Source organism: Ruegeria sp. AL2, from assembly GCF_056540845.1.
Genome location: NZ_JBQFXM010000001.1, coordinates 554,633 through 581,445, shown reverse-complemented (window position 1 = coordinate 581,445; position 26,813 = coordinate 554,633). Strand labels below are relative to the sequence as shown.

The 26,813-nt window shown below is 56.1% G+C and carries 26 protein-coding genes; 12 read left to right on the top strand and 14 right to left on the bottom strand.

Features of this window, described 5'->3' with window-relative positions:
• Nucleotides 1-4: 4 nt before the first annotated feature.
• The 7 genes from pstA to ACR0ID_RS02840 all read right to left on the bottom strand — a co-directional run bounded on the left by pstA (nucleotide 5) and on the right by ACR0ID_RS02840 (nucleotide 7,266).
• Complete coding sequence (gene pstA / locus ACR0ID_RS02870) at nucleotides 5-1,336, bottom strand: phosphate ABC transporter permease PstA (RefSeq protein WP_480603612.1); 1,332 nt, start codon at nucleotides 1,334-1,336, stop codon at nucleotides 5-7.
• On the bottom strand, nucleotides 1,333-2,805 hold the full coding sequence (gene pstC / locus ACR0ID_RS02865) for a phosphate ABC transporter permease subunit PstC (protein WP_480553505.1): 1,473 nt from the start codon (nucleotides 2,803-2,805) through the stop codon (nucleotides 1,333-1,335). The genes pstA and pstC overlap by 4 nt, the downstream gene beginning before the upstream one ends.
• Nucleotides 2,806-2,894: 89 nt before the next feature.
• Nucleotides 2,895-3,935, bottom strand: coding sequence for a substrate-binding domain-containing protein (locus ACR0ID_RS02860; protein ID WP_480553507.1), 1,041 nt, complete (start codon nucleotides 3,933-3,935; stop codon nucleotides 2,895-2,897).
• Between the two features lie 185 nt (nucleotides 3,936-4,120).
• The gene (locus ACR0ID_RS02855; protein ID WP_480603610.1) at nucleotides 4,121-5,167 is read right to left on the bottom strand and encodes a sensor histidine kinase; all 1,047 of its coding nucleotides are present in this window, start codon (nucleotides 5,165-5,167) and stop codon (nucleotides 4,121-4,123) included.
• 28 nt (nucleotides 5,168-5,195) lie between these two features.
• Nucleotides 5,196-5,720: a gamma carbonic anhydrase family protein gene (locus ACR0ID_RS02850; protein WP_480472778.1), complete on the bottom strand. Its 525-nt coding sequence runs from the start codon at nucleotides 5,718-5,720 to the stop codon at nucleotides 5,196-5,198.
• Nucleotides 5,717-6,358 carry a guanylate kinase gene (gmk, locus tag ACR0ID_RS02845; RefSeq protein WP_480476737.1) on the bottom strand — a complete coding sequence of 214 codons (642 nt, stop codon included), beginning with the start codon at nucleotides 6,356-6,358 and terminating at the stop codon, nucleotides 5,717-5,719. The genes ACR0ID_RS02850 and gmk overlap by 4 nt, the downstream gene beginning before the upstream one ends.
• 17 nt (nucleotides 6,359-6,375) lie before the next feature.
• Nucleotides 6,376-7,266, bottom strand: a complete 891-nt coding sequence (locus ACR0ID_RS02840) for a YicC/YloC family endoribonuclease (protein WP_480517038.1) — start codon at nucleotides 7,264-7,266, stop codon at nucleotides 6,376-6,378.
• Between the two features lie 244 nt (nucleotides 7,267-7,510).
• Here ACR0ID_RS02840 and ACR0ID_RS02835 point away from each other — a divergent pair, with 244 nt between their 5' ends.
• Nucleotides 7,511-8,185: a PAS domain-containing protein gene (locus ACR0ID_RS02835; protein WP_480472782.1), complete on the top strand. Its 675-nt coding sequence runs from the start codon at nucleotides 7,511-7,513 to the stop codon at nucleotides 8,183-8,185.
• A gap of 69 nt (nucleotides 8,186-8,254) precedes the next feature.
• On the opposite strand, the gene ACR0ID_RS02830 is transcribed toward ACR0ID_RS02835, so the two are convergent.
• The gene (locus tag ACR0ID_RS02830) at nucleotides 8,255-9,625 is read right to left on the bottom strand and encodes a class II 3-deoxy-7-phosphoheptulonate synthase (protein ID WP_480493145.1); all 1,371 of its coding nucleotides are present in this window, start codon (nucleotides 9,623-9,625) and stop codon (nucleotides 8,255-8,257) included.
• A 169-nt stretch (nucleotides 9,626-9,794) separates the two neighbouring features.
• On the opposite strand from ACR0ID_RS02830, the gene ACR0ID_RS02825 reads away from it, so the two are divergent.
• Complete coding sequence (locus ACR0ID_RS02825; protein ID WP_480472786.1) at nucleotides 9,795-10,799, top strand: GlxA family transcriptional regulator; 1,005 nt, start codon at nucleotides 9,795-9,797, stop codon at nucleotides 10,797-10,799.
• A gap of 2 nt (nucleotides 10,800-10,801) precedes the next feature.
• Here ACR0ID_RS02825 and ACR0ID_RS02820 read toward each other — a convergent pair whose 3' ends face one another.
• Nucleotides 10,802-11,899 (bottom strand): PQQ-dependent sugar dehydrogenase, encoded by a 1,098-nt coding sequence (locus ACR0ID_RS02820; protein WP_480603607.1) that lies wholly within the window; start codon nucleotides 11,897-11,899, stop codon nucleotides 10,802-10,804.
• A gap of 154 nt (nucleotides 11,900-12,053) precedes the next feature.
• Here ACR0ID_RS02820 and ACR0ID_RS02815 point away from each other — a divergent pair, with 154 nt between their 5' ends.
• The 8 genes from ACR0ID_RS02815 to ACR0ID_RS02780 all read left to right on the top strand — a co-directional run bounded on the left by ACR0ID_RS02815 (nucleotide 12,054) and on the right by ACR0ID_RS02780 (nucleotide 18,988).
• Nucleotides 12,054-13,235, top strand: coding sequence for an ABC transporter substrate-binding protein (locus tag ACR0ID_RS02815; protein ID WP_209503916.1), 1,182 nt, complete (start codon nucleotides 12,054-12,056; stop codon nucleotides 13,233-13,235).
• A gap of 106 nt (nucleotides 13,236-13,341) precedes the next feature.
• Complete coding sequence (locus tag ACR0ID_RS02810) at nucleotides 13,342-14,130, top strand: ABC transporter ATP-binding protein (protein WP_209596275.1); 789 nt, start codon at nucleotides 13,342-13,344, stop codon at nucleotides 14,128-14,130.
• An 8-nt stretch (nucleotides 14,131-14,138) separates the two neighbouring features.
• Nucleotides 14,139-14,969, top strand: coding sequence for an ABC transporter ATP-binding protein (locus tag ACR0ID_RS02805; protein WP_480517742.1), 831 nt, complete (start codon nucleotides 14,139-14,141; stop codon nucleotides 14,967-14,969).
• 187 nt (nucleotides 14,970-15,156) lie between these two features.
• Nucleotides 15,157-15,459, top strand: coding sequence for a hypothetical protein (locus tag ACR0ID_RS02800; protein ID WP_480603605.1), 303 nt, complete (start codon nucleotides 15,157-15,159; stop codon nucleotides 15,457-15,459).
• A gap of 236 nt (nucleotides 15,460-15,695) precedes the next feature.
• Complete coding sequence (locus ACR0ID_RS02795; RefSeq protein WP_480517042.1) at nucleotides 15,696-16,025, top strand: hypothetical protein; 330 nt, start codon at nucleotides 15,696-15,698, stop codon at nucleotides 16,023-16,025.
• A gap of 206 nt (nucleotides 16,026-16,231) precedes the next feature.
• Nucleotides 16,232-17,242 (top strand): branched-chain amino acid ABC transporter permease, encoded by a 1,011-nt coding sequence (locus ACR0ID_RS02790; RefSeq protein WP_480603603.1) that lies wholly within the window; start codon nucleotides 16,232-16,234, stop codon nucleotides 17,240-17,242.
• Nucleotides 17,239-18,552 carry a branched-chain amino acid ABC transporter permease gene (locus ACR0ID_RS02785; RefSeq protein WP_480553521.1) on the top strand — a complete coding sequence of 438 codons (1,314 nt, stop codon included), beginning with the start codon at nucleotides 17,239-17,241 and terminating at the stop codon, nucleotides 18,550-18,552. The genes ACR0ID_RS02790 and ACR0ID_RS02785 overlap by 4 nt, the downstream gene beginning before the upstream one ends.
• Before the next feature lie 181 nt (nucleotides 18,553-18,733).
• Nucleotides 18,734-18,988: a hypothetical protein gene (locus ACR0ID_RS02780; protein ID WP_480472799.1), complete on the top strand. Its 255-nt coding sequence runs from the start codon at nucleotides 18,734-18,736 to the stop codon at nucleotides 18,986-18,988.
• A gap of 32 nt (nucleotides 18,989-19,020) precedes the next feature.
• On the opposite strand, the gene ACR0ID_RS02775 is transcribed toward ACR0ID_RS02780, so the two are convergent.
• Nucleotides 19,021-20,568, bottom strand: a complete 1,548-nt coding sequence (locus ACR0ID_RS02775) for a helicase HerA-like domain-containing protein (protein ID WP_480517048.1) — start codon at nucleotides 20,566-20,568, stop codon at nucleotides 19,021-19,023.
• Nucleotides 20,569-21,000: 432 nt separating this feature from the next.
• Between ACR0ID_RS02775 and ACR0ID_RS02770 the strand changes: the two genes are divergently transcribed.
• Nucleotides 21,001-21,579, top strand: coding sequence for an invasion associated locus B family protein (locus ACR0ID_RS02770; protein ID WP_480472803.1), 579 nt, complete (start codon nucleotides 21,001-21,003; stop codon nucleotides 21,577-21,579).
• A gap of 49 nt (nucleotides 21,580-21,628) precedes the next feature.
• On the opposite strand, the gene ACR0ID_RS02765 is transcribed toward ACR0ID_RS02770, so the two are convergent.
• The 4 genes from ACR0ID_RS02765 to ACR0ID_RS02750 are packed head-to-tail and all read right to left on the bottom strand — an operon-like array spanning nucleotide 21,629 to nucleotide 25,870.
• On the bottom strand, nucleotides 21,629-22,837 hold the full coding sequence (locus ACR0ID_RS02765) for a beta-ketoacyl-[acyl-carrier-protein] synthase family protein (protein ID WP_480472805.1): 1,209 nt from the start codon (nucleotides 22,835-22,837) through the stop codon (nucleotides 21,629-21,631).
• 9 nt (nucleotides 22,838-22,846) lie between these two features.
• Nucleotides 22,847-23,104 (bottom strand): acyl carrier protein, encoded by a 258-nt coding sequence (locus ACR0ID_RS02760; protein WP_480472807.1) that lies wholly within the window; start codon nucleotides 23,102-23,104, stop codon nucleotides 22,847-22,849.
• A 32-nt stretch (nucleotides 23,105-23,136) separates the two neighbouring features.
• Entirely contained in the window at nucleotides 23,137-24,228 is a 1,092-nt protein-coding gene (locus ACR0ID_RS02755; protein ID WP_480493140.1) for a UDP-3-O-(3-hydroxymyristoyl)glucosamine N-acyltransferase, read from the bottom strand.
• A 34-nt stretch (nucleotides 24,229-24,262) separates the two neighbouring features.
• Nucleotides 24,263-25,870: a L,D-transpeptidase family protein gene (locus ACR0ID_RS02750; protein ID WP_480493139.1), complete on the bottom strand. Its 1,608-nt coding sequence runs from the start codon at nucleotides 25,868-25,870 to the stop codon at nucleotides 24,263-24,265.
• A gap of 353 nt (nucleotides 25,871-26,223) precedes the next feature.
• On the opposite strand from ACR0ID_RS02750, the gene mepK reads away from it, so the two are divergent.
• Nucleotides 26,224-26,793 (top strand): peptidoglycan L,D-endopeptidase MepK, encoded by a 570-nt coding sequence (gene mepK, locus ACR0ID_RS02745; protein ID WP_480472813.1) that lies wholly within the window; start codon nucleotides 26,224-26,226, stop codon nucleotides 26,791-26,793.
• The last annotated feature ends 20 nt before the right edge of the window (nucleotides 26,794-26,813 follow it).

The following is a 26,813-nucleotide window of genomic DNA, read 5'->3' as shown; positions in this document are numbered from 1 at the left end:
CCAATTACCAGCGGCGTTCAAAGCGGCGGCGCAGGATGATAGCGATGATATTCATGGTCAGCAGGAACATCAAAAGGATGATGATTCCGCCCCAGGCCTTTTCGTAGAACCCGACATCAGCGCGTGCGGCCCAAGTGTAAATCTGGGCGGGCATTGCCGAGTTCGGCTCGGTAAAGCCGGCAAGGAACCCGTCGGGATATCCCCGCGCCACAAAGCCTACCATGCCGATCAGCAACAACGGTGCAGTTTCACCCAAGGCTTGTGCCAGACCGATGATGGTGCCGGTCAGAATGCCCGGCGCGGCCAAAGGCAGCACGTGGTGGAACACAGCCTGCATTTTCGAGGCCCCTACCCCCAACGCTGCATCACGGATCGACGGTGGAACCGCTTTCAGCGAGGCGCGGGTCGAGATGATGATCGTCGGCAATGTCATGAGGGTCAGAACCAGACCACCTACCAGCGGTGCCGATTGTGGCAGGTGCATGAACTGGATGAACACGGCCAGACCCAGAATACCGAACACAATCGACGGCACGGCTGCAAGGTTCGAGATGTTCACTTCAATCAGGTCGGTGAACCTGTTCTGCGGGGCGAATTCTTCAAGATAGATCGACGCTGCCACACCAATGGGCAGTGACAGGCCCAAAACCACCAGCATCATGAAAAACGACCCAATGACCGAGGCGCCGATGCCAGCACCGCCCGGGTTGTCAACGCCAGAATCCGCGCCGGTGATGAACGGCCAGTTGAAAGCCTGCTTGATGATGCCCGCCTGTTCCAGCGCATCAACCAGATCCAGATCGCTTAGCTGTAGAAACCGGCTGTCCTGCAAGGTGTCACGGGACACGCGGCCTTTGAAATACCCGTCGACCCGGCTGGAGGCGGCCAGATCAAACTTGACCGGATCACCCAGCTTGCCGGGGTTGTCGGCATAGTAAGTTCGGATTGTAGCGCCGATTTTACCAAGAAGACGTTCGATGGCCGCTTCGTCGAAATCAACGCTGATCCCTTGGTCCTCCAGTTCCTTGCTCAGCTGAGCGATGAACAGGTTGGAATAGGCCTTGGTCTTGAACAACGTACTTTCCGCCTCGTCTCGCTGCGCAGCGGACAAGGTGAAATCCACGCTGACAACAGTGCGCTGAAAGGCCGGAATACCTTGCGACAGGATCGAGGCGAACAGAACGATCAGGAAGAACAGGCCCGTTGCAATAGCGACAATCCCGTATGCCCGAAATCGTTTCTCTGCATTTGCACGTTTTTTGGTATGTGCATCCCCTACAGTCAGCGAGACTGAGCGATGACCTGTTTCTGGGCTTTGCATGCTGGCGTCGGTCATTCGTATTGCTCCCGATACTTGCGCACGATGTAGAGGGCAAAGATGTTCAGCCCAAGCGTGAGGGTGAAAAGGGTCATGCCCAGTGCAAAGGCTACAAGCGCTTCGGGCGATGCGAAATCCGCGTCTCCGGTCAGCTGGCTCACGATTTTTGCGGTGACGGTCGTCATGGCTTCAAACGGGTTCAGGCTCAGCCGCGCTGCGGCCCCTGCCCCAAGGACCACGATCATTGTCTCACCTATGGCGCGCGATGCGGCCAGCAGGATCGCCCCCACGATACCCGGAAGCGCCGCTGGCAGAACAACCTGACGGATGGTTTCGGACTGCGTTGCACCCAATCCGTAAGAACCGTCGCGCAGAGCCTGCGGCACCGCGTTGATGATGTCATCCGACAACGAGGACACAAACGGGATCAGCATGATGCCCATGACCAACCCAGCGGTCATGACTGCCGTGCCAGCCTTCATCCAGCCAAGCCCGTCATCCCCGAACAGTCCAAGCAAAAGCGGACCAACGGTAAGCAGCGCAAAAAGGCCGTAAACGATGGTCGGGATACCTGCCAGTATCTCGAGCAGCGGTTTTGCTACGGCGCGGACACGGGGTGACGCGTATTCGCTGAGGTAAATCGCGGCGAACAGCCCGATCGGGACAGCCACCAGAAGGGCAACGAGCGAGATATAGAATGTCCCCCACAGCAGGGGAAGAATGCCAAGTTCAGACGACCCGCCGCGCCCCGAAAAACTGGGGGCCCAAGTCGTGCCGAAAAAGAAATCGGTAGCAGGGTAGAGTTTGAAGAATTCCCAAGTGTTGAAAACCAGGGACAGGACGATCCCGACAGTAGTCAGAATTGCGATGGACGCGGCTGCCAGCAACAGGATTCGCACGCCCTGCTCGACCACATTGCGCGCGCGGTATTCCGCGTGGGTTTGAAGCCAGCTGACCGCAGCACCGGCGAGTGCCGTCAGTATGACGGCGACTGTCATGATCGAATAGCCGGTCGCATTCATGATCCGATAGCTTTGCGCCGCGCGCAGCACAGGTTGCGTGATATCCGACGTCACCACCTGCCCGGCATCCTTCAGACGCTGGGTCATGTCGATCACATCCGCGCGCTCGTTGCGCGCCAGTTCCTCGGGTATCTGCCCGGCGGCAACTGCGTTATCCAAGCCGTACGCGGTGCGACGGACCTCGGCCATGACCAGATTGAGGGACGCGCCGTCTTCGATGGCGGAACCCGAGATCATTTCGGATACCTGAGAGTTCACGTAAAGCGGTTGTACTAGCAACCAGAGGATCATAAGGCCAAATGCGGGAACGATCGTCTTGAGGGCGACATTTGCGCCATAATACGACGGAAGCGAGTGCAAAGCCCGGATATCTCCTGTGGCGCTTTGCAGGGCGCGTGTGCGCCCCAACAGGTAACCGACTGCAGCAATCGCTAGCACGATCAGAACAAGCCATACTATCGGCATGAAACCCCCATTTGGTCTTGGCCGGGAAAGCTAAAAAATGTGGGGGCGACAGGAATGCCGCCCCCCGGTATTTCGAACCAAAGGCGGGATTAGCTGCCCGAACCCATGGTAACTTCGTTGGCGATTGCATCCTGAGTCTGTGCCAGCTCAGGGTCCGCAACCAGACCATAATTTGCCAGAGGACCCGAAGCGCCTGCGATTTCGTCGTGGGTAAAGAACTGGGCGTATTCTTTAAGGCCGGGAATCACGCCGATATGGGCTTTCTTCACGTAGAAGAACAGCGGGCGCGAAACCGGATATTCACCGGTCGAGATGCTTTCGGTCGAAGGAGCGATACCCGACATGGTTGCCACTTTCAGCTTGTCGGTGTTGTTCTCGTAGAACGCCAGGCCGAAAATGCCGATGCCATTGGGGTTGGTGTCGATACGCGCCAGCGTTTCGGTGTAGTCACCATCGATGTCGACCGCCTTGCCGTCGGTACGAACAGCCAGACAAGCATCTTCTGCGTCGTCTTCGCTCATGCCGCCAGCAATCATGGCTTCCATCGCACCGGTCGCTTCACAACCGATCAGCAGAACTTTTTCTTCGAATACTTCACGGGTGCCGTGTTTGGTACCTGGAATGAAGCCAGCGATTTCTACATCAGGCAGTTCCGGGTTGAATTCGGCCCAGGTGGTGTAAGGGTTATCAACCACTTCACCGTCTTTCAGGACTTTTGCGCCCAGTGCGTTAAAGATGTCGGCAGGTTCAAAAGCGGTGAAGGCAGGACCGTTCTGCTGGCTTGCAAAGACGATGCCATCATAACCGATGCGGACTTCCATGATGTCAGTCACACCGTTTTCGGCGCAGGCCTTGATTTCTTTTTCACGGATCGCGCGCGATGCGTTTGCAATGTCGATGGTGTTTTCACCAACACCCTCACAGAAACGCTTCAGACCAGCTGACGAACCGCCCGATTCAACAACCGGGGTCGGGAAGTCGGTGTTCTCACCAAACAGTTCCGCGACGATCGACGCATATGGCAGAACGGTCGACGAACCGGCAACCTGAACGTTGTCACGGGCAGCAGCGGTGGTTGCCGAGACGGCGGTGATTGCCAGCGCAGAAGCCGACAGTTTTACAAAGGACATTTCAGTCTCCTTGAAAAGGTATGATTGATCACCCCCATGATGATCCTGCGTGCACCCCTAGGTGCCGTGCGTAAGCCTTTTGTGACAAGTGTGTAACGCTTTTATGACAACCCTCGTTTATCCGGAGATTTCAGGTCAAAAAAACGTAACGAGGCAGATTTTGAAGGGTGATAATGCGGGAAGGGCTACCGTGGTAAGATGACTGTAAAGACGGAACCTTTTCCCAACTCACTTTCCACGCGCAACCGTCCGCGGTGGCGATTGACGATGTGCTTGACGATGGCCAGCCCCAGCCCCGTTCCACCCAACTGCCGCGACCTGTGATTGTCGGCGCGATAGAAGCGCTCGGTCAGGCGTGGCAGATGCACAGAATCAATTCCTGGCCCCTTGTCGATGATCTTCACCCGCACCCCAGGCCCACGCATCGCCGCGTCACGCTCTGATGACAAAACGCTGACTGTGACGCTGCCACCGCTGGCACCGTATTTTATTCCGTTTTCGATCAGGTTGGTGAATACCTGCCGTAACTGATCGCTGTCTCCGGTTACTGAAAGCGGGCCATCCTGTGCGTCAAGTGACAGCGTCACACCCGCCTCTTCCGCTAGGGGGCGCAACGAGTTAAGGGTGGATTGCAGCAGCCCTGTCAGCTCCAGCTGTTGCTTTGGGCGAACTCTTTCTTCGCTTTCCACGCGGTTCAGGGACAAAAGATCGCCAACCAGCCGGTTCATCCTGTTGGCTTCATCGGCCATGATTTGCAGGAACCGGTCACGCGCAGCCGGATCGTTGCGTGCAGGGCCGCGCAAGGTTTCAATGAAGCCCATCAGTGCCGTCAACGGTGTCCGCAATTCGTGACTGACATTGGCAACAAAGTCGCGGCGCATCTGACTTGCCTGTTCCAGGTGCGTGACATCTTGAAAAGTGGCCAGAATGGCGCCACCCGACACGGCTCCGACCCCGTTCATATATCGGCATTGCACATCAAATGTTGTGTCCTGAGCGCCATCATTGGAAAGATGACGCGCCGTCTTGGTTCCCTTCAACTGAAGGCTTTGCTCAATCGCTTCGAGAACCTGTGGCTGCCGCAGGATGGTCGCAAAATGCCGCCCTACAATATTCTGCCCCAGAAGGGTTTTTGCATCCGTATTGGCGGCAATGATCCGTTCGGTCTGATCCACCATCAGCGCGGGCATAGGAATGGCCTGAACAAATCCATCAAGAAGGTTATCTGACATGCTTCAAACCCCGATCAATCCGCGCGTCTTACTGGACAGGTCTTAAGGTGTCCCGAAACCTGCGCATGTTTTCCTGATAGTGCAGCGCGCTTAGGGTAATCCGTTTTGCTGCGGCCTCGTCCAGCTGGCGCACCACTTTGCCCGGAGCCCCCATCACAAGGGAGTTATCCGGAATCTCCTTGCCTTCCGTGATCAAGGCCCCTGCCCCGATCAGGCAATTCCGTCCGATCCGGGCACCATTCAGAACAATCGCGCCCATTCCGATCAGAGTATTTTGTCCGATCGTACACCCGTGCAGCATCACTTTGTGTCCGATAGTGCAATTCGGACCGATCGACAAAGGGTACCCGGCATCGATATGCATGACGCAGTTTTCCTGAACGTTGCTGCCTGCACCAACGCGGATTTCCTCGTGATCTGCGCGTATCGTGCAGCCGAACCAAACCGAGGCACCCTTTTCCAGCACAACCTTGCCGATCAGGTTGGCATCGGGCGCAACCCATGTGTCCTCGTGAATATCCGGCATGTGCTCGCCTAACGCGAAGATCGTCATGACAGCCCCTCGAATTCGTTTTGAAGTTTGCGCACGTGTTGTTGCAGATTTGGCTGTTGAATACGGCGCATCCGTTCGGCGCTGACGATGGTCTTGAGCTTCTTTTCGGTCGCCTCAAGATCGTCATTGATCAGGACATAATCGTAATAGCCCCAGTGGCTGATCTCGTCCCAGCTTTTGAGCATCCGCCGTGCGATAACTTCATCGCTATCTTGTCCACGCGATTCCAGACGGCGGCGCAGTTCAGGGATCGATGGCGGCAAGATGAAGATCGACAACGCATGCTTACCCAGATCCGAGTTGCGGATCTGAACCTCGCCTTGCCAGTCCACGTCGAACAGCACGTCCTTACCCGCGTGGATCGAACTACGCACCGGATCAGCGGGTGAGCCATAGAAATTACCGAAGACATGCGCATGTTCCAACATCTGGCCATCGGCGACCTTCTGCTTAAACTCGTCTTCAGAAAGAAAATAGTAATCCCGCCCATGTTCTTCCCCCGGACGCGGGGCACGGGTTGTGGCCGAGACCGAAAACTCAAGGTCCTTGTCCCAGTCCATCAGCCGCTTTGCCAGGGTGGATTTGCCTGCCCCGGACGGGGAAGACAGGATGATTAAAAGGCCTCGGCGATCCACCATATCAGTCGTTCCCATCATTATTCTACGTTTTGCACTTGTTCGCGCATCTGATCGATCACCGCCTTCAGTTCCAGCCCGACAGCCGTCAGTTCCGTACTCTGAGCCTTGGAACACAGCGTGTTAGTTTCGCGGTTGAATTCCTGCATCAGGAAATCAAGCTTGCGTCCGACAGCCCCTTCCTGCCCAAGCAACTCTCGCGCTGCGGCCACATGTGCAGACAGGCGGTCGATCTCTTCGGTAATGTCGGCTTTGACCGCGATCAAAGCCAGTTCCTGCGCGACGCGATCCGGGTCCGCGCCCTGCGCATTGTCCAGTACGTGCGCCAGATTGTCCCGAAGTGCCGCGGCCATCTTGTCCTTGCGTTGCACGGCCAGATCGGCTGCCTGCGCTGTCAGCGCCGCAACTTGGTCCAGCTGAGTGTTCAGCACGGCCGCCAACGCTTCGCCTTCGGCCTGGCGCATTCCGACAAAAGCGGCCAACAGGTCGTTGAAATCTTCGGTCAGGCGCGCCACCAGCGGAGCGGGATCATCCGCATCTGCGGTTGCATCCAACATGCCTTTCAGTGCCAAAAGGTCCGAGGCGCGCGCGGGTTCCAGAGCGATGCCGCGCGCAGCTGCCATCTTGTGTGTTTGTTCCAACGCACTCAGAGCAGCGGCCATAGCGACCTCGTTCAATGCCAGTTCCGAGGCAGAGTCCTCACGATTCAGACGCATTGAAAGGGTCACATTCCCACGGCTCAGGGATTTTGACAGCGTGGCCCGAAGGGCCACCTCAAGCCCGGTCAGCCATTCAGGGACGCGCAGGCGCATATCAAGGCCTTTACCGTTGACACTGCGCAACTCCCACGTCCAGCTATGCGGTCCGTATTCACCCTTCCCCGAGGCAAACCCGGTCATGGATCTGATCATGACTGTCCTTTCCTATAGCCTCACCCTTTTGGATGTTTGCCGCACCTAATGCGATTGACCGGTACAGAGCAAGAGTTGGCTGAGGTCGCATTTGTTTGGGGTAAGTTAACCATTCGTTAAAGAATTGCTCCAAAATTGAATAAACCCGAGTCAAACTACCCCTGGTAATGGCTTGCAGGCCACAAATGCTCCGGTTGTGTTACATTTTATGAAAATGGCGGCCAATTGACGTAAGGGTTAAAAAATGAAAACCTTTTTCGGGACTGGTTCCGGGTCAGAATTTGGAAAGATCGTCGCAATGGATCGCTTTGACAGTGGGCGCAGCCTTACGCCGATCCGCCAGGCCGAAGCGTATTGGACTGCATTGCTGAGCGGTGACGGTGTTCCGATGCGGTCCCAGGTTGACCCGCGCGGGCTGGAAAACATACTCGAATATACTTTCATTCTTGAACGGATCGCCCCTGGACTGGCTCGGTTTCGCCTTGCCGGAAGTCACCTGAACGGGCTTGCGGGGATGGAGGTTCGTGGCATGCCTGTGACGTCCTTTTTTCAGCCCGATGACCGCGCCAGGATTAAGGATGTTCTGGAGCAGGTATTTGCAGCACCCGCCGTTGCCGAACTGGGTCTGGATTCGAGCGGGATACTGGGGCGTACCCGGATGCAGGCCTGCATGATCCTTTTGCCGCTCAAAAGTGATCTGGGCGACGTCAGCCGGGTTCTGGGGGTCATGGTCGCGGATGGAGCGATTGGTAAAACCCCACGCAGATTTTCGATTACGGATACGCGGATCAAATCGTTTTCGGAAATTCAGGCACCGGTTCCTGCTGCGCCTAAAACCGTTGACGGTTTTGCCGAAGACCAAACGGATTTCAAACGCGCGGCCAAACACCTTCGTCTGGTCGTGTCGCGCGATGACTGAACCAGTCTGAACACCCAGAACAAAAAACAGCGGACCGATGGCCCGCTGTTTTTCTTTCTTTTCGAACGCTTAACTTGCGGCGCGTTTTGATCCGTTGCGGCGCAGGTTGGTCAGTTCTTCCGCCACAAGGAACGCCAGTTCCAGCGACTGAGACGCGTTCAGGCGCGGGTCGCAAGCGGTGTGGTAACGATCCGACAGATCCTCTTCGGTCACGGCCCGCACACCACCAGTGCATTCGGTAACGTCGAGACCGGTCATCTCGAAATGGACACCGCCAGGGATCGTGCCCTCAGACTGATGCACGCCAAAGAAATCGCGTACCTCACGCAGGACAGAATCGAACGGACGGGTTTTGTAGCCCGTGGCCGATTTGATGGTGTTGCCGTGCATCGGGTCGCAGACCCAAGTGACCTTGGCGCCTTCTTCCTTCACGGCCTTGACCAGACGCGGAAGGTGTTCACCCGCCTTGCCTGCGCCAAAGCGCGCGATCAGAGTCAGGCGGCCCTCTTCATTTTCGGGGTTCAGCTTCGACATGAGAACCTTGAGGTCTTCTGCCGTCGTCGTCGGACCACATTTCAACCCAATCGGGTTCAGAACGCCACGACAGAACTCGACATGTGCACCATCAGGCTGTCGCGTACGGTCGCCGATCCAGATCATGTGACCAGACCCGGCCAGCCAGTTGCCCGAGGTCGAATCCAGACGGGTCAGCGCCTCTTCGTACTCCAGCAACAGACCTTCGTGACTGGTGTAGAATTCAACAGTCGAGAATTCGTGTGTCGTGTCTGCCGTGATACCGGCCGCTTCCATGAAGTCGATGGTGTCCTGAATGCGATCTGCCACCTCAGAGTACTTCTGAACATCCTGTTCGTCGGTAAAGCCCAGAGTCCACGAATGGACGCGGCTCATGTCGGCGAAGCCACCAGTTGAGAAGGCACGCAGCAGGTTCAACGTGGCCGCCGCCTGCGTGTAGGCCTGCAACATCTTTTCGGGATTCGGGATCCGCGCTTCGGGCGTGAACGCCAGTTCGTTGATGATGTCACCGCGGTAGCTGGGTAGCTCGACACCATCCACAACCTCGGTCGGGGCGCTGCGTGGCTTTGCAAATTGGCCGGCCATACGACCGACTTTAACCACCGGCACCTTGGCACCATAGGTAAGAACCATCGCCATTTGCAGCATCACCTTGAAGGTGTCACGGATCGCATCGGCGCTGAATTGTTCAAAGCTTTCAGCGCAATCCCCGCCTTGCAGAAGGAAGGCCTCGCCGCGACCGGCGGCACCAAGATGTTGCTTGAGGCGCCGCGCCTCACCGGCAAAGACTAGCGGGGGATACTGCGAAAGCTGGGCCTCGACCTTGGCCAATGCGGCCGCGTCGGTATAGTCTGGCATCTGAACCCGGGGCTTGTTGCGCCAGTTCGATTTTTGCCATTCGGTCATAGCTTTGATCTCCGCTGAAGTGTTCAGGTCGCCTCTATACAAAAAGCAATGAAGAGTGACCATATCCCATTTGCGCCTCTTGACGCCGCAAACAAGCTTTGATCATGGTGACTGCCAAATACGCTGCGGGATACCAGGTTTTCCTGCGCAGAATTAAGGACATTTTGTCATGCAAGTGCAACGCCAAGCAGTCACGGTCGAAAATGCTGGGGCCACGCCCCGCCATTTCGTTTTTGTCCTGTTGGACAATTTTTCGCTACTGTCTTTTGCGTCAGCGCTCGACAGTCTGCGCATCGCAAATCGCATGGCGGACAAACAGCTTTATACATGGACACTTTCCGGTGAAGGCGGAAACTCGATTTCATGTTCGGCCGGGACCGAATTCAAGCTGGACCGTGATCTTGAGGAGTTGCAGCGCGACGATGTCGTTCTGATTTGCGGGGGCGTTGACGTACAGGCAGCCACCACCAAACGCATTCTGAACTGGTTACGACGCGAAGCACGGCGCGGATTGCGCATCGGCGGTTTGTGCACGGCTGCTTATACCCTGGCCAAGGCCGGGTTACTGGACAACAAGCGGGCGACGATACATTGGGAAAACTCAGACAGTTTCATCGAAGAATTCGATGAGGTCGAGTTGACGAAAGCTGTCTTTCAAATTGACGGCGGTCGTATGACAACGGCAGGGGGGACCTCGTCTATCGATCTGATGCTCAAGTTGATTGCAGACGACTTCGGCGAAGACCTGGCAAATGCGGTGGCGGATCAGATGATTTATTCGTCAATCCGGACAGATCAGGATACGCAACGTCTGTCGACACCGACGCGGATTGGGGTCCGGCACCCCAAGCTGAGTCAGGTCATTCTCATGATGGAAAAGAACATCGAAGAGCCGATCTCTCCTTCGATTCTGGCCAAGGAAGTCGGTATGTCGACTCGCCAGCTTGAGCGTCTGTTCCGGCGCTATCTCAGCCGCTCGCCCAAGCGGTACTATATGGAACTTCGCTTGCACAAGGCGCGGAACCTGCTGATGCAAACGGATATGAGCGTCATCAACGTAGCCCTGGCATGCGGCTTTGCCTCGCCCAGCCATTTCTCGAAATGCTACCGCGCACATTACAACACCACGCCCTATCGCGAACGCGGAGCGCAGAGCGGGCGGCTATCGGTGTAAGGTCACTCCGCCTTAGCCATTCTGTAAACCGCTCCCTGCCCAACCGAGATAAACCAGATCGACCCGTCTGGCGCTTCGACGATATCGCGGACGCGCTCGGTTTCAGGGCTTCTGATCTGTTCGGCCTCGTGCATCGGCTGAACGTGAAGCCGTGCGATATAGTCAAATTTCAACGACCCTACGAAGATATCACCCTTCCATTGCGGCCATAGCTTGCCGGAATAAACCAGCAGACCGGACGGCGCTATGGAAGGATCCCAGTAGTAAACTGGCTGTTCCAGCCCTTCTTTAGCTGTACCGTCGCCGATTTTTTCACCCGAATAATGCGTGCCATATGAAATAACCGGCCAACCATAATTCCGCCCTGCATGGGGTTGGTTGATTTCATCGCCACCCCGCGCCCCGTGTTCCGAGATCCAAAGTCGGCCAAGCGCGTCCAAATCCGCGCCCTGTGGATTTCGATGACCGTATGACCATATCTCGGGTTCGATATTCGATTGCCCGACAAAGGGGTTATCCGCCGGAACTGTCCCATCGCGATTGATGCGAATGACCGAGCCCATGGGATTGGACCGATCCTGTGCATTCTCCGCCTGTCCCCGTTCGCCCAAGGTCACGAATAATGTCCCGTCCGGCGTTTCGACCACACGGCTGCCAAAATGGCGACCACCTTTACCACCTGGCGATGCCTCGAAAATTACTCGAAGGTTCTGAAGGTTTTTGCCAGTCTCGGACAGGCGCGCAACCGCAACAGCAGTTCCTGCACCGTGGCCTTGCGGTTTTGCGAAGGTCAGAAAGACCTCTCGACTTTGATTGAAATCGCGTGAGATCGTGACGTCCAACAATCCGCCTTGCCCCAAAGTCGCGACCTTTGGAACGCCTGAAACATCCTCCACTTGTCTATTTCGAACATACAGCAACCTTCCATCCCGTTCCGTGACGAGGAAGCTTTCATCGGGTAAAATGCCAATCGCCCATGGGGTCTCCAACCCGCCAACCATTTCTTCCAGTTGGACCATCCCGGCTGAAACCGACAGCGTCTGGGCCGCGGCACTCAAGGCGCACAGTGAGAAAGAGAGAATCATCGCCGTTCTGAGCATTCTGGTCCCTTTCGGTGACAATCAGGGGTGAGTCCCAACAAAACAGATAGAATTTCAAACGAAAAAAACACGTTTGCGTTAGGACTTTTCTTTTCCGAACAGCTTGCCTAGGGTCGTCGCCAGAACGAATACGTTCACAACTGGGAGTAACCATATGAAAAAGCTGCTTACTGCAACTGCAGCAACTGCATTGCTGGCCGGCGCAGCCATGGCCGAAGATGTCAAACTGGGGATTTTGATCGGCTTTACCGGCCCGATTGAATCGCTGGCCCCTGCCATGGGATCAGGCGCGGAACTGGCAATCGCCGAAGTCAACGAATCCGGCAAGTTCATGAACGGTGCCAGCGTGGCTGGTGTACGTGCTGATACCGGCTGTATAGACAATGGTCTGTCCACCTCGAACGGCGAGCGTATGATCGCTGACGGCGTTGCAGGCATCATCGGCGGCGACTGTTCGGGTGTAACCGGCGCGATCCTGCAGAACGTTGCCATTCCAAACGGCATGGTCATGATCTCGCCGTCGGCGACCTCGCCCGGCCTGTCGACCATGGAGGACAATGGCCTGTTCTTCCGCACCGCGCCGTCGGATGCGCGCGAAGGTCAGGTTATGGCTGATATCCTCAAGGATCGTGGCATCAACTCGATCGCGCTGACCTATACCAACAACGACTATGGCAAAGGTCTGGCCGATGCGATCCAGACGTCCTTCGAAGCGGTTGGCGGCGAAGTGACCATCGTTACGGCGCACGAAGACGGCAAGGCCGACTATTCGGCTGAAGTTGGCGCGCTGGCCTCGGCCGGTGGCGACATTCTGGTTGTCGCGGGATATCTGGACCAGGGTGGTCTGGGCATCATCCAGTCGTCGCTGGACAGCGGTGCGTTTGACACCTTTGGTCTGCCCGGCGGCATGATCGGTGACTCGCTGCCCGCAAATGTCGGCCCCGACCTGAACGGCTCGTTCGGTCAGATCGCCGGGTCCGGTGGTGAAGGTGCAGAAAAGTACTTTGCACTGGCCGAAGCAGCCGGGTTTGACGGCTCGTCGCCCTATTCGCCAGAATCCTATGACGCGGCAGCGCTGTTCATGTTCGCCATGCAAGCCGCCGGTTCGACCAACCCCGCAGATTACGCGGGCAAAGTTATGGACGTCGCCAACGCACCGGGTGAAAAGATCTATCCGGGTGAACTGGCCAAAGGTCTGGAACTGCTGGCCGCCGGTCAGGACATCGACTATGTCGGCGCGTCCGGTGTCGAGTTGATCGGCCCCGGCGAAAGCGCGGGATCGTACCGCGAGATCGAAGTGACCGACGGCGAAAACAAGACCGTCAACTTCCGTTGATCCCGCATATCAAGCCATAAAATCAGACAGCCCGGGCCTTGTGTCCGGGCTGTTTCAATGACAAAAGGCTGCACCTCGTTTCACGGGGACAAGGCAAGGGGATACCATGATCGTCGTCGAGGACGTGCATAAGCATTTCGGCGGATTTCACGCGGTGGATGGGGCGTCGCTGGAAATCCAAAAAGGGTCGATCACCGGCCTGATCGGGCCCAACGGGGCCGGAAAAACCACTCTGTTCAACGTGATCGCCGGTGTTCTGCCTCCGACCAGCGGCAAGGTGGTCATGGATGGTGAAGATATCACCGGCCTGCCCCCGCATGAGCTGTTTCACAAGGGTTTGCTGCGCACGTTCCAGATCGCGCATGAATTCTCGTCGATGACCTGCCGCGAAAACCTGATGATGGTGCCCGGTGCGCAATCCGGTGAGGCGCTGTGGAATACCTGGTTCGGGCGCAAGCGCATCGCTGATGAAGAGCGCGCGCTGAAAGCCAAGGCAGACGAGGTGCTGGAATTCCTGACCATCGAACATCTGGCCGATCACAAGGCCGGTCAGGTATCGGGCGGTCAAAAGAAACTTCTGGAACTTGGACGCACCATGATGGTGGACGCCAAGATCGTATTTCTGGACGAGGTCGGAGCTGGCGTGAACCGCACCCTGCTGATGACCATCGCTGATACGATCCTGCGCCTGAACAAAGAGCGTGGTTATACGTTCGTCGTTATCGAGCACGACATGGATTTCATCGGCAAGATCTGCGACCCGGTCATCTGCATGGCCGAAGGAAAGGTTCTGGCCGAGGGCACTCTGGATGAGATCAAGGCAAACGAGCACGTGATCGAAGCCTATCTTGGCACCGGCCTCAAAAACAAAGACAAGCTGGAGGCCCAGACATGACCGCTGGCATGAGAGACAACCCCTATCAGGACGACAAGGGCAACAAGGACGCATCAATTACCAACACGCAAGGTATCGGTACAATGACGCCTGCCCATCGTAAAAGCGGTGCAACACACCGCGTTGAAGGCGGCCCGTTTCTGATCGGTGACACCATGACTGGCGGCTATGGCAAAGGCCCGGATATCCTGCACGACTGTACCATTGCCGTGGATAAGGGTGAGATCGCCGTTATCGTCGGCCCCAACGGTGCGGGCAAGTCAACGGCGATGAAAGCCGTGTTTGGGATGCTGGATGTGCGCGCGGGCTCAGTGCGTCTGGATGGCGAGGATATCACCAGCCTCACCCCACAAGACCGCGTGATCCGCGGTATGGGCTTTGTTCCTCAGACGTCGAACATTTTCACCTCGATGACTGTCGAGGAAAATCTGGAAATGGGTGCCTTCATTCGGCGCGACGATTTCTCGGACACGATGGAGCAGGTCTATGACCTGTTCCCGGTTCTGCGCGACAAGCGCAATCAGCCCGCCGGTGAGCTTTCCGGCGGTCAACGCCAGCAGGTTGCCGTGGGTCGCGCGCTGATGACGCAACCCAAGGTCCTGATGCTGGACGAGCCTACCGCAGGTGTCTCACCCATCGTGATGGATGAGCTTTTTGACCGCATCATCGAGGTCGCACGCACTGGCCTGCCGATCCTGATGGTTGAACAAAACGCCCGCCAAGCACTTGAAATCGCTGACAAAGGATATGTTCTGGTTCAAGGTCGAAATGCCTATACCGGGACAGGTAAGGAATTGCTGGCTGATCCGGAAGTGCGGAAGAGTTTCTTGGGCGGGTGAGAATGAAGTACCTTGCCAAATTCCTTGCGGTTTCCACCTTCTTTTTTGTGCCCGGAAACGGGTTCGCAGAAATTCTGCGTTTGAAGGCGAACGGTGTCGAGATGCACTGTATCGCAAAACACGATTGCAACCCACCTCTTGATTGCGGTGGCGATGATTTCAATGACTGCAAACAACGCAAGGGGTATTGCAAAGACTCCTGAGCTTCGCATTTCAGCCTCTTAAGGCGGAAGATACTAACGATCAAAAACCGTATGGCATGTTCGCGTTTGCTGGTCATGAAAAGTTCGTTTTAACGGGCGCAAAGATTGCTCTGGAAAACCAACAGAACGTAGTTTTGGTTTTGCTGAAGGGTCAACCGCCTTTGGATGAATTTGAGAACTGGAACGTCATGTTGTCAGATAACGGACGAATTAGTGTTCACGTGAAATTTACGAGCGGCATACCGTCTGTGGCTTCTTATCGTGGCGCTTGTCAGGTGCCCAATTAATGGGCTTCCTCACTCTTCCCGTTGTTTTTTGAGCCAACGGGCTAAGACTGAACATGTGTTTCGCCCACGCTCAAATTATTCCGCCATCCCAAGATTTCCACGCGTCGGCTGCAATCCGGTCACATTGTGCGTTTAGCGCCGGGCGCTGTGAAGGAAACGGTTTCCCGGACAAACAAATCTGATTCCGAGAAATCAAGCGAACCTTCTGAATGAAAAACTCTATTCAGGACCCAAAAATGAAAAAATGGATATGGGTGGCCGTCGCCACTTTGTGCACGAACGCTGCAATTGCGGAAGAACGCCACTTTGTCTGCGTCTCAGACCGCGACGGCAGTGAAGTGCGCCTCAAACGGGCGTCGGAAGGAGACAAGGGCATCATCGAAACCGCAAGTGTTTCTGGCGACGCGATGGTCTTCAAAGGCGTTGGCAACATGACGTTTGTCTATATCCAGGGCGATGAGGTCATGACCTTTGTTGTGAACTATGACGACATGACCTTTGATCTTTCGGTCAAAGGCCCCAACGCGGGGACTGATCGCGGCGCTTGTACTGAAACAAACGCCTGAGCCCCTTCCGACCATTTCGACCACGCACCGAAATTGACCGGTGCGTGACTGAGCCGGGCTTGATGTGGAAAGTCCGTCCTTCTTGAAAGCTTTTCTAGGGTTTTTTCGCTACCAGCAGGAAAATATGACGATAAACCGCGTGCAAAACATTGTGCCCGCGCAGACCGTTATGCCATAAGGTCGCACCCGGACAGTGAGAAGAAATAATGGACTTACTCAACGCGCTTGTTGCGCTTGCCAACTTTGTCATCGTGCCTGCGATTGCCTATGGCAGTCAGTTGGCATTGGGGGCGCTTGGCGTGACCCTGATCTACGGCATCCTGCGGTTTTCGAACTTTGCCCATGGTGACACCATGGCCTTTGGCGCGATGATCGCTGTGCTTGTCACCTGGGGCTTACAGGCCGCTGGTGTCAGCTTTGGGCCGTTGCCGACTGCCCTGCTCGCCCTGCCCTTTGCCATCCTTGGCTGCATCATGCTGGTGTTGGTTACAGACAGACTGGTCTACCGCTTTTACCGCGAACAAAAGGCCAAGCCGGTTATCCTTGTGATCGTTTCAATGGGTGTAATGTTCATCATGAACGGTCTGGTGCGCTTTATCATCGGGCCGGATGATCAAAAGTTCTCGGACGGTGCAAGATTCTTGATATCCGCGCGGGACTTCAAGTCCATGACGGGCCTTCAGGAGGGTCTGGCCATCAAGACCTCGCAAGGGATCACCCTGTTAGTGGCCGTTATTGCCGTGGCCTTACTGTTCTGGTTCCTCAACAAAACACGAACCGGAAAGTCGATGCGCGCCTATTCCGACAACGAGGATCTGGCGCTTTTGTCCGGCATCAACCCTGAACGTGTTGTGATGATCACCTGGATCATCGTAGCCGCCTTGGCGACCACAGCGGGTGTTCTTTACGGGTTGGACAAAAGCTTTAAACCCTTCGTCTATTTCCAGCTTCTGCTGCCGATTTTCGCTTCAGCAATCGTGGGGGGGCTGGGCAACCCGCTGGGCGCGATTGCCGGCGGGTTCATCATCGCGTTTTCCGAGGTGACGATCACCTATGCCTGGAAAAAAGTACTGACCTATGTGGCCCCCGAAAACCTGGAGCCGTCCGGATTGGTTCAGCTCCTGTCCACCGATTACAAGTTCGCTGTCAGCTTTGTCATCCTGCTGATCGTGCTTCTGTTTAAGCCCACGGGCCTGTTCAAGGGAAAAGCAGTATGACCGAATCTGTCAAAAACACTCTGCTTTTCATAGCTGTTGGCAGCCTCATTCTGCTGACCGGTTTCACGCAAAGCTGGAACACCGCCGTTCTGATTCTGAACATGGGGCTGATCTCGGCCATCATGGCGATCGGTGTGAACCTGCAATGGGGCTTTGCGGGCCTGTTCAACGTAGGGGTCATGGGCTTCGTCGCGCTGGGCGGTCTGGCCGTGGTGCTAGTATCAACAGCGCCTACCCCGGGTGCCTGGGGCGCAGGCGGTTATGGTATCGTTCTGTCTTTGCTACTGGGGGCTGCCACTGTTGTTGCAGCCGTACTGGTGGCAACGAGAATGCCCAAAGGCCGGGTGCAGACGCTGACAATAATCACTGTCCTTATCGTCGGCTTTTTCCTCTACCGGGCCGTGTTCGACCCCAATGTTGCCGCAGTTGAAGCCATTGACCCGGCGATTGCCGGTAACATCGGTGGACTGAACCTGCCCGTTCTGCTGGCCTGGCCTGCCGGAGGTCTGCTGGCTGCCGGGGCGGCATGGCTGATTGGCAAAACCGCGCTTGGGCTGCGGTCAGATTATCTGGCGATTGCCACGCTGGGTATCGCCGAGATTATCATCGCCGTCATGAAGAACGAGGACTGGCTGGCCCGCGGCGTGAAGAACGTCTATGGCATCCCGCGCCCCTCGCCGGTTGTCGGGTATGAAGTTGACTTGCAGCAAGATCCGGCTTTTCTTGCCCGCGCCGAATGGCTGGGGCTGGATCCGGTCACTGCGTCCACCCTTTCGGTGAAACTAGGGTATTCGCTGCTGTTCATGCTGGTCCTTCTGGCGCTGCTGTGGATGGCGCAGATGGCGCTGAAAAGCCCGTGGGGCCGCATGATGCGCGCAATCCGCGACAATGAAGTTGCAGCCGAAGCAATGGGCAAGGACGTCACCCGTCGCCACTTGCAGATTTTCGTATTAGGGTCGGCCATTTGCGGCATCGCTGGCGCGATGATGACCACCCTGGACGGACAGCTGACACCGGGCACCTACAATCCGTTGCGCTTTACCTTCCTGGTTTGGGTCATGGTGATCGTTGGTGGTTCCGGCAACAACTTCGGAGCCGTTCTGGGCGCGTTCCTGATTTGGTTCTTGTGGGTTCAGGTCGAGCCGATTGGCTTGTGGTTGATGAGTGTGATCACCGCAGGCTTGCCGGATGGCAGCGCGCTGAAGTCACATCTTATTGATAGTGCCGCACATATGCGCCTTTTCACGATGGGCCTGATCCTGTTGATTGTTCTCAGATTCAGCCCAAGGGGTCTGATCCCCGAGAAATAGACCGACGCCACGTTCCAATACACAAAACCGCGCCACTAATCTGGCGCGGTTTCTTGATTCTTAAGGTTTTTCTGAATAAACGAACCCACCACAGTGTTTTTGATTTGCGGCAGGTTGCTGGCACTCACCCTCGCCTATGCCGTTTCAATCGATCAACAAGACGAGTAGACAAGAGTAGAAAATGAAAGCACCACATCTGAAATCACTCATTCTGTTTCCGGCTATTGCGGTTGTAGTATCCGCATGCGTTCCCAGCCCCGAAGATCTTGAGACGACGCCGGTCAAGGTACAGACTCCTAAAGGTGTTGTGACCTGCCAGCTCTATCGTCAGGATCGTGTGACCTGGGACCGCGCAATCGACTTCCCAGCCACAAAGATGTCTGTCCCCGAGGCTGACGCCTATTGCCGTCAGGAAGGCCAACGCCGACTGAAGTAAACGCGACAGCGCCCCCAACGGGCGCTGCGTTCTTACCTGTTGCGGAACAAACCGCCGAGGATACCGCGCACGATCCGGCGCCCGGTAGTGCCTTTAAGCTCTTTGATCACCGCTTCGGTCATCGCTGTGGCAAAGGTGTCCTGCTTGCGCTCAACCCGGGATGAGGACCGGCCAACCCGGCTGCCCGAATATCTGCGGGCCGAAGAGTATTCGCGTTCGATCGGCGATTGCGCTTCAAAAACTTCGTCGGATTCGGCCAGTTCGGCGGCATTGGCCGCAGCTTGGGCCCGCGCCTGAAGAATCTCGAAGGCAGATTTTCGATCTATGTTCTTGTCGTATTTCCCCGCCATTGGGGAAACTGCTAGAATGTCCCGGCGTTCGGCATCTGAAATTGGCCCCAGCTGAGATCCCGGCGGGCGAATAAGCGTGCGCTCGACCACGCCCGGAACACCTTTCTTTTGCAGCATGGAAGTAACGGCTTCCCCCACGCCGACTTCGCGAATTGCCGTTTCCGTGTCAAAAGTCGGATTCTCGCGATAGGTTTCAGCGGCCAGCCTCAGGTTCTTTCGGTCCCGCGCCGTGAATGCCCTTAATGCGTGCTGAATACGGTTGCCCAGCTGTCCAAGAATATCTTCCGGGATATCGGCGGGACTCTGAGTAATGAAGTATACCCCCACCCCCTTTGAACGGATCAGGCGGGCGACCTGTTCGACCTTGTCCACCAGTACCTTTGGCGCATCGTCAAACAGCAGATGGGCCTCATCAAAAAAGAACACCAGCTTTGGTTTTTCAGGGTCTCCGACCTCTGGCAGCTCTTCGAACAGTTCACTCAACAGCCATAACAGAAACGTTGCATAAAGTCTTGGGGCGGCCATCAGTTGGTCTGACGCCAGAATGTTCACCATCCCCTGCCCGTTTTCGTCTGTTCGCATCAGATCGGCCAGATCCAGCGCCGGTTCTCCAAACAGCTTTGTACCGCCCTGATTCTCGAGGACCAGCAGACGTCGCTGAATCGCACCGATCGAGGATGTAGATACATTGCCGTATCGCAATGACAGTTGCGCCCGATTCTCTCCGATCCAGACCAGCAGCGCCTGTAGGTCCTTAAGGTCCAGCAACGGCATCCCTTCTTCGTCGGCCACGCGGAATGCGATATTCAGGATACCTTCCTGCGCCTCACTCAACTCCAGTAACCGCGATAGTAACAGCGGGCCCATTTCCGTCACTGTCGTGCGCACGGGATGGCCCTGTTGGCCAAACAGATCCCAGAATGTCACTGGGCAGGCAGAATAGGCAAAATCATCGAACCCGATCCGACCAGCCCGGTCTTGGAACGCCTGATGCAGTTTGTGCGTCTCGCTGCCCGGAAGGGCCAGCCCAGACAGGTCCCCTTTCACATCCGAGAGGAAAACTGGGACACCCGCCTGAGAAAACCCTTCTGCAAGAATCTGCAATGTCACAGTCTTGCCGGTACCAGTTGCCCCGGCAATCAACCCATGGCGGTTCGCATATTTCAACGCCAGTTCCTGCGGCTGGCCATAGTTTTCACCGCCACCGCCCAAAAAGATATTCGTGCCCATTAACATTGCCTTATTGTTCACCGATCCGCCGCCAGCATACAAAGTTAACCTTTGACTGCGATAGTCTATTTGCCTTGCATTGCGGGGCAGACTTCCTCCCTGTCGACTGGCCGTGCCTGCTGGCACGGCCCTTTTGGTTCGGCCACTGGATTATTATTCTGGCGCATAGATTAAAAATTGAGGATAGCTGTTGACCCGTGTGCGCCCCTTACGTAGGGTTTGCGCATAAATAAGTCGGCCAGTCCGACGGGGAGAAACTTATGGGGAAGGGAGCTGGTCGAACAGCTCCCTTTTTCTAATCTCCGAAGGTGCGGTTCCAGCCCTCAGGCAAGAATCCGTTCACCTTCGCAAAGGCTGTTCTGTTAGTGCCTGACACTGGTTCAGAAGAGTGTTAAACGAAGCAAAAAGATCAATCATCAACCCGAGGCATTCATGTTCAAGAAAATCCTTTCGTTCAACACGGTCGCCGCCGTTCTGCTGTCCGGAGCAGCGTATGCACAAGACACAACCACAACCGCGCCAGACGCTGGTCTGGACCTAGGTCAGGAAGGACCCCGGGTCGGAGAACAGTTCGTAAAGGAAGAATTCGGCGATTGGGACGTATCCTGTATCAAGGCACAGGAAGGCGAGGATCCTTGTGCCATCGTTCAGGTTCTGGAAGGCAACAATGGTGATCCGATCGCAGAAGTATCGATCGGGAAACTGCCGGAAGGTGGTGCCGCCGTTGCTTGGGCAAACGTCATCGTACCCCTGGAAACACTGCTGCAAGCGCAACTGGCCCTGTCAATCGATGGCGCTCCGCGTAAATTGTACAACTATCACCAATGCGTTCCCGTGGGCTGCATCGCGCAATTAGGTCTTAGCCAAGGGGATATCGATGCGATGAAAGCTGGCACTAAAGCGACGTTTTCGCTGGTTCCAGCCCGTTTCCCGGATCAGGTTCTTGAAATGGACATGTCGCTCTCCGGCTTCACATCGGGCTTTGACGCTCTGAACGTCAACACAAACTAAGAAAAAAACATCCGTGGAAGCCGCCGTATTAGTAACGGCGGCTTTTTCACTAAACCCGCTTCAGGGCCAGTACGGCATTTAACCCACCAAAGGCGAATGCGTTGCTGAGAGCGACGTCGACCTTTGCCTCGCGCGCTTCGTTCGGTACGACGTCCAACGCGCATTCCGGGTCCGGTTCCTCATATCCGATCGTCGGTGCAATGACACCGTCCCGCAGCGCCATGATACAGGCCAGCAGCTCAACCGCGCCGGTCCCGCCAATCAGATGACCGTGCATGGATTTCGTGGACGAGATCATCAGATCGTCGGCGTGTGGGCCAAATACGTCGGCCACAGCTGCGCATTCGGTTTTGTCATTTGCAGCCGTTCCGGTGCCATGAGCGTTGATATAGCCCACATCTTTTGCGTTCAGCTTCGCATCGGCCAAAGCACCAGCCATGGCACGCGCGGCCCCTTGTTTGCTGGGCATCACAATGTCCGAGGCATCCGATGACATGGCAAAGCCGACAACTTCGCACAGAATTTCGGCACCTCGGGCCCGGGCGTGTTCGTATTCTTCAAAAACAAAGACACCTGCCCCTTCACCCTGCACCATTCCGTTGCGGTTGGCACTGAAAGGGCGACATGCGTCTTTCGACATCACGCGCAACCCTTCCCAGGCTTTGACACCGCCGAAACACAGCATGGATTCCGAGCCCCCCGTTACCATGACCGGAGCCGCGCCACTACGCACCATCTGAAAAGCCTGAGCCATCGCATGATTTGACGACGCACATGCTGTCGAGACCGTGAAACTTGGGCCCTTCAGGTTGTGTTCCATGGAAACGTGGCTTGCGGCAGCATTGTTCATGAGTTTTGGAACGACAAAGGGATGTACCCTGTTTTTTCCATCCTCATAAACCGAACGGTAATTGTCATCCCAAGTCGAAACACCACCGCCCGCAGTCCCCAGAACAACACCTGATCTGGCTGCAAGTTCGCCATGAAACTCGATACCCGACTGCTCAATCGCCTCTTTGGCTGCCGTCAGGGTGAATTGGGTGAAGCGGTCGTACAGCGACATCTGCTGTCGGTTGAACCGCCCTTCTGCCTCGAACCCCCGGACCTGTCCGCCGATCTTGATGGCCAACCGGTCGACATCCCGAAATTCCAGATCGGAAATACCACAACGACCTTCGCGCATGGCTTCCAGCGTGTCAGGGACCGAATGGCCCAGCGAATTGATCGTACCCGCTCCGGTTATGACAACGCGTTTCATGAGCGTTTGTCAGACCTTTTCCGACACAAGCTTTTCGATCCCAGAGATGATCGCAGCCACATTCGAGATATCAAAATCACTGGCCTCGGGTTCGTTGGCATTGAAAGGAATCGAAATGTCGAACTCTTCCTCGATGGCAAATATGCTTTCGACCAGTCCAAGGCTGTCGATACCCAGATCTTCCAGCGTGCTTTCGGGCGTTACATCCGATGGCTCCAGAACGGCCTGCTCTGCAATGATCGCGATGACGCGGTCGCTGATGCTCATGTCGATCCCCTGATTATCAGTTTGAAGTTGATTTAATCGCTCGGGGTCTGTTTGAAAACAGCCTTTTTGAGTGCCTCGACGTCGCGGGCCATGCGGGGCAAGCGTCGTTGCGCCTTGTAGATATCCGTATGCGTTTCCATTTTGACGCCGGGATACCCCATGATCACGCGGCCGGCGGGAACATTGGACAGTATCTTGGTGCCGCCTCCGGCAATAACCCCGTCCCCGATGAATATGTTGTCGACAACGCCGGTCTGACCGCCCAGAACCACGTTGTTTCCGATCTCAACCGATCCCGACACACCAGTCTGACCGCACAGCAGGCAGTCCTGACCGACGCGAGTGTTGTGCCCGACATGGACCAGATTATCCAACTTGGATCCGTTGCCGATACAAGTGTTTCGGATCGTGCCATTATCGATTGTACAATTCGCGCCGACTTCGACGTCATCACCGATTTCCACCGCACCCAACGAATGAATGCGCAGCCAGCTCTGTGCTTTGGCCTCACCCTGATCGCCCATTGTCTTGCGTACATTTTCGACGCCCGAGACTTCGGGTGTTACGAAGCTGAACCCGTCCCCTCCGATCCGGGCACCGGGTTGCGCGATAAAGCGATCTCCGATCCGCGCCCGTGCGCCAATGCTGACCATTTCGCGCAACACCGCCTGGTCGCCCAATATGGCGTCCATTCCCACCACGCACTGTGCCCCTATGACAGAGCCTGCGCCGATCCGGGCGCGCGCGCCCACAACAACCAACGGACCAATCGCCACATCCGGACCGATTTCAGCGGTCGGGTCGATCACGGCCGAGGGGTGAATCCCGGGTTCAACTCCCTGCCCCCGATCCAGCATGGCCGTGATGCCAGCCATGGCCATGCGGGGACGTTTGACAAAGATCGCGGCACGCAATCCCATCGCCTGCCAGTCGGCCCCTTCCCAAAGGACAGCCGCACGTGCGGCTCCGTTGGCAAGCGCCTCGGCATATTTCGGAGACATAGCCATCGCCAAATCTGTCGGACCTGCGTCGCCCGGTTCGGCGGCGCGCACGATCGTCAGGCCGCCATCGCCCTGACATTCTGCCCCCAGAGACTCGGCGATCTGTTGTACGGTAAACTGCATGGCGGGCTTCCTTTTGGCAGGATTTGCCCTGTGCTTACCCCTGAACGTCCGGCAGGGCCACCCCTGCCTTTTGCAAGGCTTCCCAAATCTTGCCGTCCCGCCCATAAACATCGCGGCGATACTGCACTTCGCCTTTGGGCCCGATATAGGCCGTGCGATAAATCAGATGCACCGGAACTTTCTGCTCCAGATTGACTTTGGTTTCTTTTCCGGTGTTCAGAACGCGATGGAAGAATGCCTTTGGATCTTCCTCCTGTTTGGCCAGCAAGGCGTAAGCAAATTCAAAGGGCTGGGCCAAGCGGATACACCCATGTGAAAAGGCCCGAACCTCACGCGAGAACAGGTTTTTCTGTGGAGTATCATGCAGATAGATGTTGTGCTTATTGGGGAACATGAACTTCACCAGACCCAGCGCATTGCTTTGGCTGGGCGGTTGGCGCATTGCGAAAGGAAAATTTCTGGTCGTAAACTGGGTAAAATCCACCGCACTCCGATCGACTTGCCTGCCGCTTCTGTCAGTTATCAGAATATGGCCCACGGCATTCGGGTTTGATTGCAGCTTCGGCAGGTATTCCTTGGTCACGATCGAGCGGGGAACATGCCAACTTGGGTTAATCACCATATGCTCCATCTCATCCGAAAACTCCGGACTTCTGCGATCATGAGCATTTTTACCGATGACTGCGCGGGTTTCAAAAGTGACTTGCCCGTCGTCCACGATCTTGGCTGAGAAATCGGCTTGGTTCACAAGGATATGACGCGTACCTCGTTCCCGAGGCAGCCAGCGTTCGCGTTCCAACGCAACGTAAACGGCTTTCAACCGGTCTGTGGCTGGACGGTTAATCTCGGCAATTGTCCCCTTGCCCGCCACGCCATCGGGTTCAAGCCCATGCGCTGTTTGAAAGGTGCGTACACCTTCCAACAACGCGTTGTCGAAAGACGGGCTGGCGGATGGTTTCATGTAACCCATCACCACCAGACGGTCGCGCAGCTTGACAACATTCGGTCCGGTATCACCGTATTCCAGCTTGTTTTCGGGCACTGTTGGCCCCCATCCGCCCTGGAACACCAGTTTTTCCAGAACCAGCTTCTGCTTCATCAGCGCGCGGTATTGATGTGTTTGCGGTGACAGGGCTGCAAAGTAGGCCGCGCCCTGAGTGTTTATTCCCTGCAAATGCTCGGCCGCGCTGCGACGATCTACGGATCGAACCAGCCCCTCATCGACACTGCTGGGCCGGATTATGCCTGCGTAAAGCGCGTCGGCGTATTCGACAAAGATACGGCTCAGCTCTGCTTCAACAGCACCGAGATCGCGCACCGAACGGGCCTTTTCCATCTTCTCCATCACGGCGGCAACAGTCGGCTCGGCCTGTGGCAGGCCATGCAGATGCGCATTCGTAAGCGCATTGATCAGCGCCGCCCGGCGCCGTGTGTGTTCGGGCGTATCACCAACCCAAACTGGCGAAAACCCGTTCGCCCGGTAGAATTCGACCAATTGCGGCGCCTGCGGCGTATGTTCAGCAATCGCCATCTGAAACGCAGTCCCTGGCACCGCTTCAGGCGACGTATTGGCGACAGATGCAGTAGCCACGAAACACGCGGCAAACAGGATGCTGGTACTGGTGCGGAGAACGGAAAGCATAGGATGGCCTTGAAATTCAATAGCTTGAACTGGTGATTGATACGTCGCACGATTATGCAGTCGCGTCAGAACGCTTGTCCACTCACGAAATCCTTACCAATTCGCTTCTTCGTGGGCCTGATGCGCGTTTGCATCGGCAGGGTGACCCAAAGCCCACAACTGCGAAATTTTCGTGATTCGCTGTGACATATGCGCAAAAAACTGCCGAAATTTCCCCCTTGAAAAGGTGCAATTGAAACACTTCTTGGCCGTCGATTCCGATTGTGCCATACATTCCGCATCTGGGATGGGAATAATTAAGACAGTGCACGTAACATCGTGTGCAGGCAGGAACAGTACGGGACGAAACTAAAATGACAGAGAGCAGTTCCTCGGGCTTGACCCGGCGTGCCCTATTGGGAGCGTTTGCAGCAACGGCAGTCGTAGCAGCACCCACCTACTCCAACGCAGCAGGCTTTTTACGCGGTGGCGGCGATATTCGTCGCATTCGTATGTATTCCGGTCGCACTGGCGAACGGTTGGATATGATCTATTGGGTCGATGGTAAGTATATCAAGGACGCTGTCAAAGAAGTGAACAACTTCATGCGTGATTGGCGCACAGATCAGGTAAAATCCATCGATTTGCGCACGATTGATATCATGGCGGCATCACACAACCTGCTGGATGTCAACGAACCCTATATGCTGTTGTCAGGCTATCGCTCTCCTCAGACCAACGCAATGCTGCGCTCCCGGTCGCGCCGTGTGGCGCGCAATTCGCTTCATATGGAAGGGCAAGCAGCTGATCTGCGCCTTGCCTCCCGCTCGGTTTCACAGATGGCCAAGGCAGCGATGTCGTGCCGCGCAGGCGGAGTTGGTCAGTATTATGGATCGAACTTCGTACACATGGATTGTGGCGTGGTTCGCACCTGGCGCGGGTAACACCCGGACGCTTTTGGTCT

Coding starts and splice junctions, on each gene's coding strand:
- ACR0ID_RS02860 (WP_480553507.1), bottom strand. CDS start 3,935: ATGTCCTTTGTAAAACTGTCGGCTTCTGCGCTGGCAATCACCGCCGTC.
- pstC (WP_480553505.1), bottom strand. CDS start 2,805: ATGCCGATAGTATGGCTTGTTCTGATCGTGCTAGCGATTGCTGCAGTC.
- ACR0ID_RS02850 (WP_480472778.1), bottom strand. CDS start 5,720: ATGACGATCTTCGCGTTAGGCGAGCACATGCCGGATATTCACGAGGAC.
- ACR0ID_RS02760 (WP_480472807.1), bottom strand. CDS start 23,104: ATGAGCATCAGCGACCGCGTCATCGCGATCATTGCAGAGCAGGCCGTT.
- ACR0ID_RS02790 (WP_480603603.1), top strand. CDS start 16,232: ATGGACTTACTCAACGCGCTTGTTGCGCTTGCCAACTTTGTCATCGTG.
- ACR0ID_RS02810 (WP_209596275.1), top strand. CDS start 13,342: ATGATCGTCGTCGAGGACGTGCATAAGCATTTCGGCGGATTTCACGCG.
- ACR0ID_RS02775 (WP_480517048.1), bottom strand. CDS start 20,568: ATGGGCACGAATATCTTTTTGGGCGGTGGCGGTGAAAACTATGGCCAG.
- ACR0ID_RS02785 (WP_480553521.1), top strand. CDS start 17,239: ATGACCGAATCTGTCAAAAACACTCTGCTTTTCATAGCTGTTGGCAGC.
- ACR0ID_RS02750 (WP_480493139.1), bottom strand. CDS start 25,870: ATGCTTTCCGTTCTCCGCACCAGTACCAGCATCCTGTTTGCCGCGTGT.
- ACR0ID_RS02765 (WP_480472805.1), bottom strand. CDS start 22,837: ATGAAACGCGTTGTCATAACCGGAGCGGGTACGATCAATTCGCTGGGC.
- ACR0ID_RS02770 (WP_480472803.1), top strand. CDS start 21,001: ATGTTCAAGAAAATCCTTTCGTTCAACACGGTCGCCGCCGTTCTGCTG.
- ACR0ID_RS02835 (WP_480472782.1), top strand. CDS start 7,511: ATGAAAACCTTTTTCGGGACTGGTTCCGGGTCAGAATTTGGAAAGATC.
- mepK (WP_480472813.1), top strand. CDS start 26,224: ATGACAGAGAGCAGTTCCTCGGGCTTGACCCGGCGTGCCCTATTGGGA.
- ACR0ID_RS02840 (WP_480517038.1), bottom strand. CDS start 7,266: ATGATCAGATCCATGACCGGGTTTGCCTCGGGGAAGGGTGAATACGGA.
- pstA (WP_480603612.1), bottom strand. CDS start 1,336: ATGACCGACGCCAGCATGCAAAGCCCAGAAACAGGTCATCGCTCAGTC.
- ACR0ID_RS02815 (WP_209503916.1), top strand. CDS start 12,054: ATGAAAAAGCTGCTTACTGCAACTGCAGCAACTGCATTGCTGGCCGGC.
- ACR0ID_RS02855 (WP_480603610.1), bottom strand. CDS start 5,167: ATGTCAGATAACCTTCTTGATGGATTTGTTCAGGCCATTCCTATGCCC.
- ACR0ID_RS02780 (WP_480472799.1), top strand. CDS start 18,734: ATGAAAGCACCACATCTGAAATCACTCATTCTGTTTCCGGCTATTGCG.
- gmk (WP_480476737.1), bottom strand. CDS start 6,358: ATGGTGGATCGCCGAGGCCTTTTAATCATCCTGTCTTCCCCGTCCGGG.
- ACR0ID_RS02795 (WP_480517042.1), top strand. CDS start 15,696: ATGAAAAAATGGATATGGGTGGCCGTCGCCACTTTGTGCACGAACGCT.
- ACR0ID_RS02830 (WP_480493145.1), bottom strand. CDS start 9,625: ATGACCGAATGGCAAAAATCGAACTGGCGCAACAAGCCCCGGGTTCAG.
- ACR0ID_RS02805 (WP_480517742.1), top strand. CDS start 14,139: ATGAGAGACAACCCCTATCAGGACGACAAGGGCAACAAGGACGCATCA.
- ACR0ID_RS02820 (WP_480603607.1), bottom strand. CDS start 11,899: ATGCTCAGAACGGCGATGATTCTCTCTTTCTCACTGTGCGCCTTGAGT.
- ACR0ID_RS02825 (WP_480472786.1), top strand. CDS start 9,795: ATGCAAGTGCAACGCCAAGCAGTCACGGTCGAAAATGCTGGGGCCACG.
- ACR0ID_RS02755 (WP_480493140.1), bottom strand. CDS start 24,228: ATGCAGTTTACCGTACAACAGATCGCCGAGTCTCTGGGGGCAGAATGT.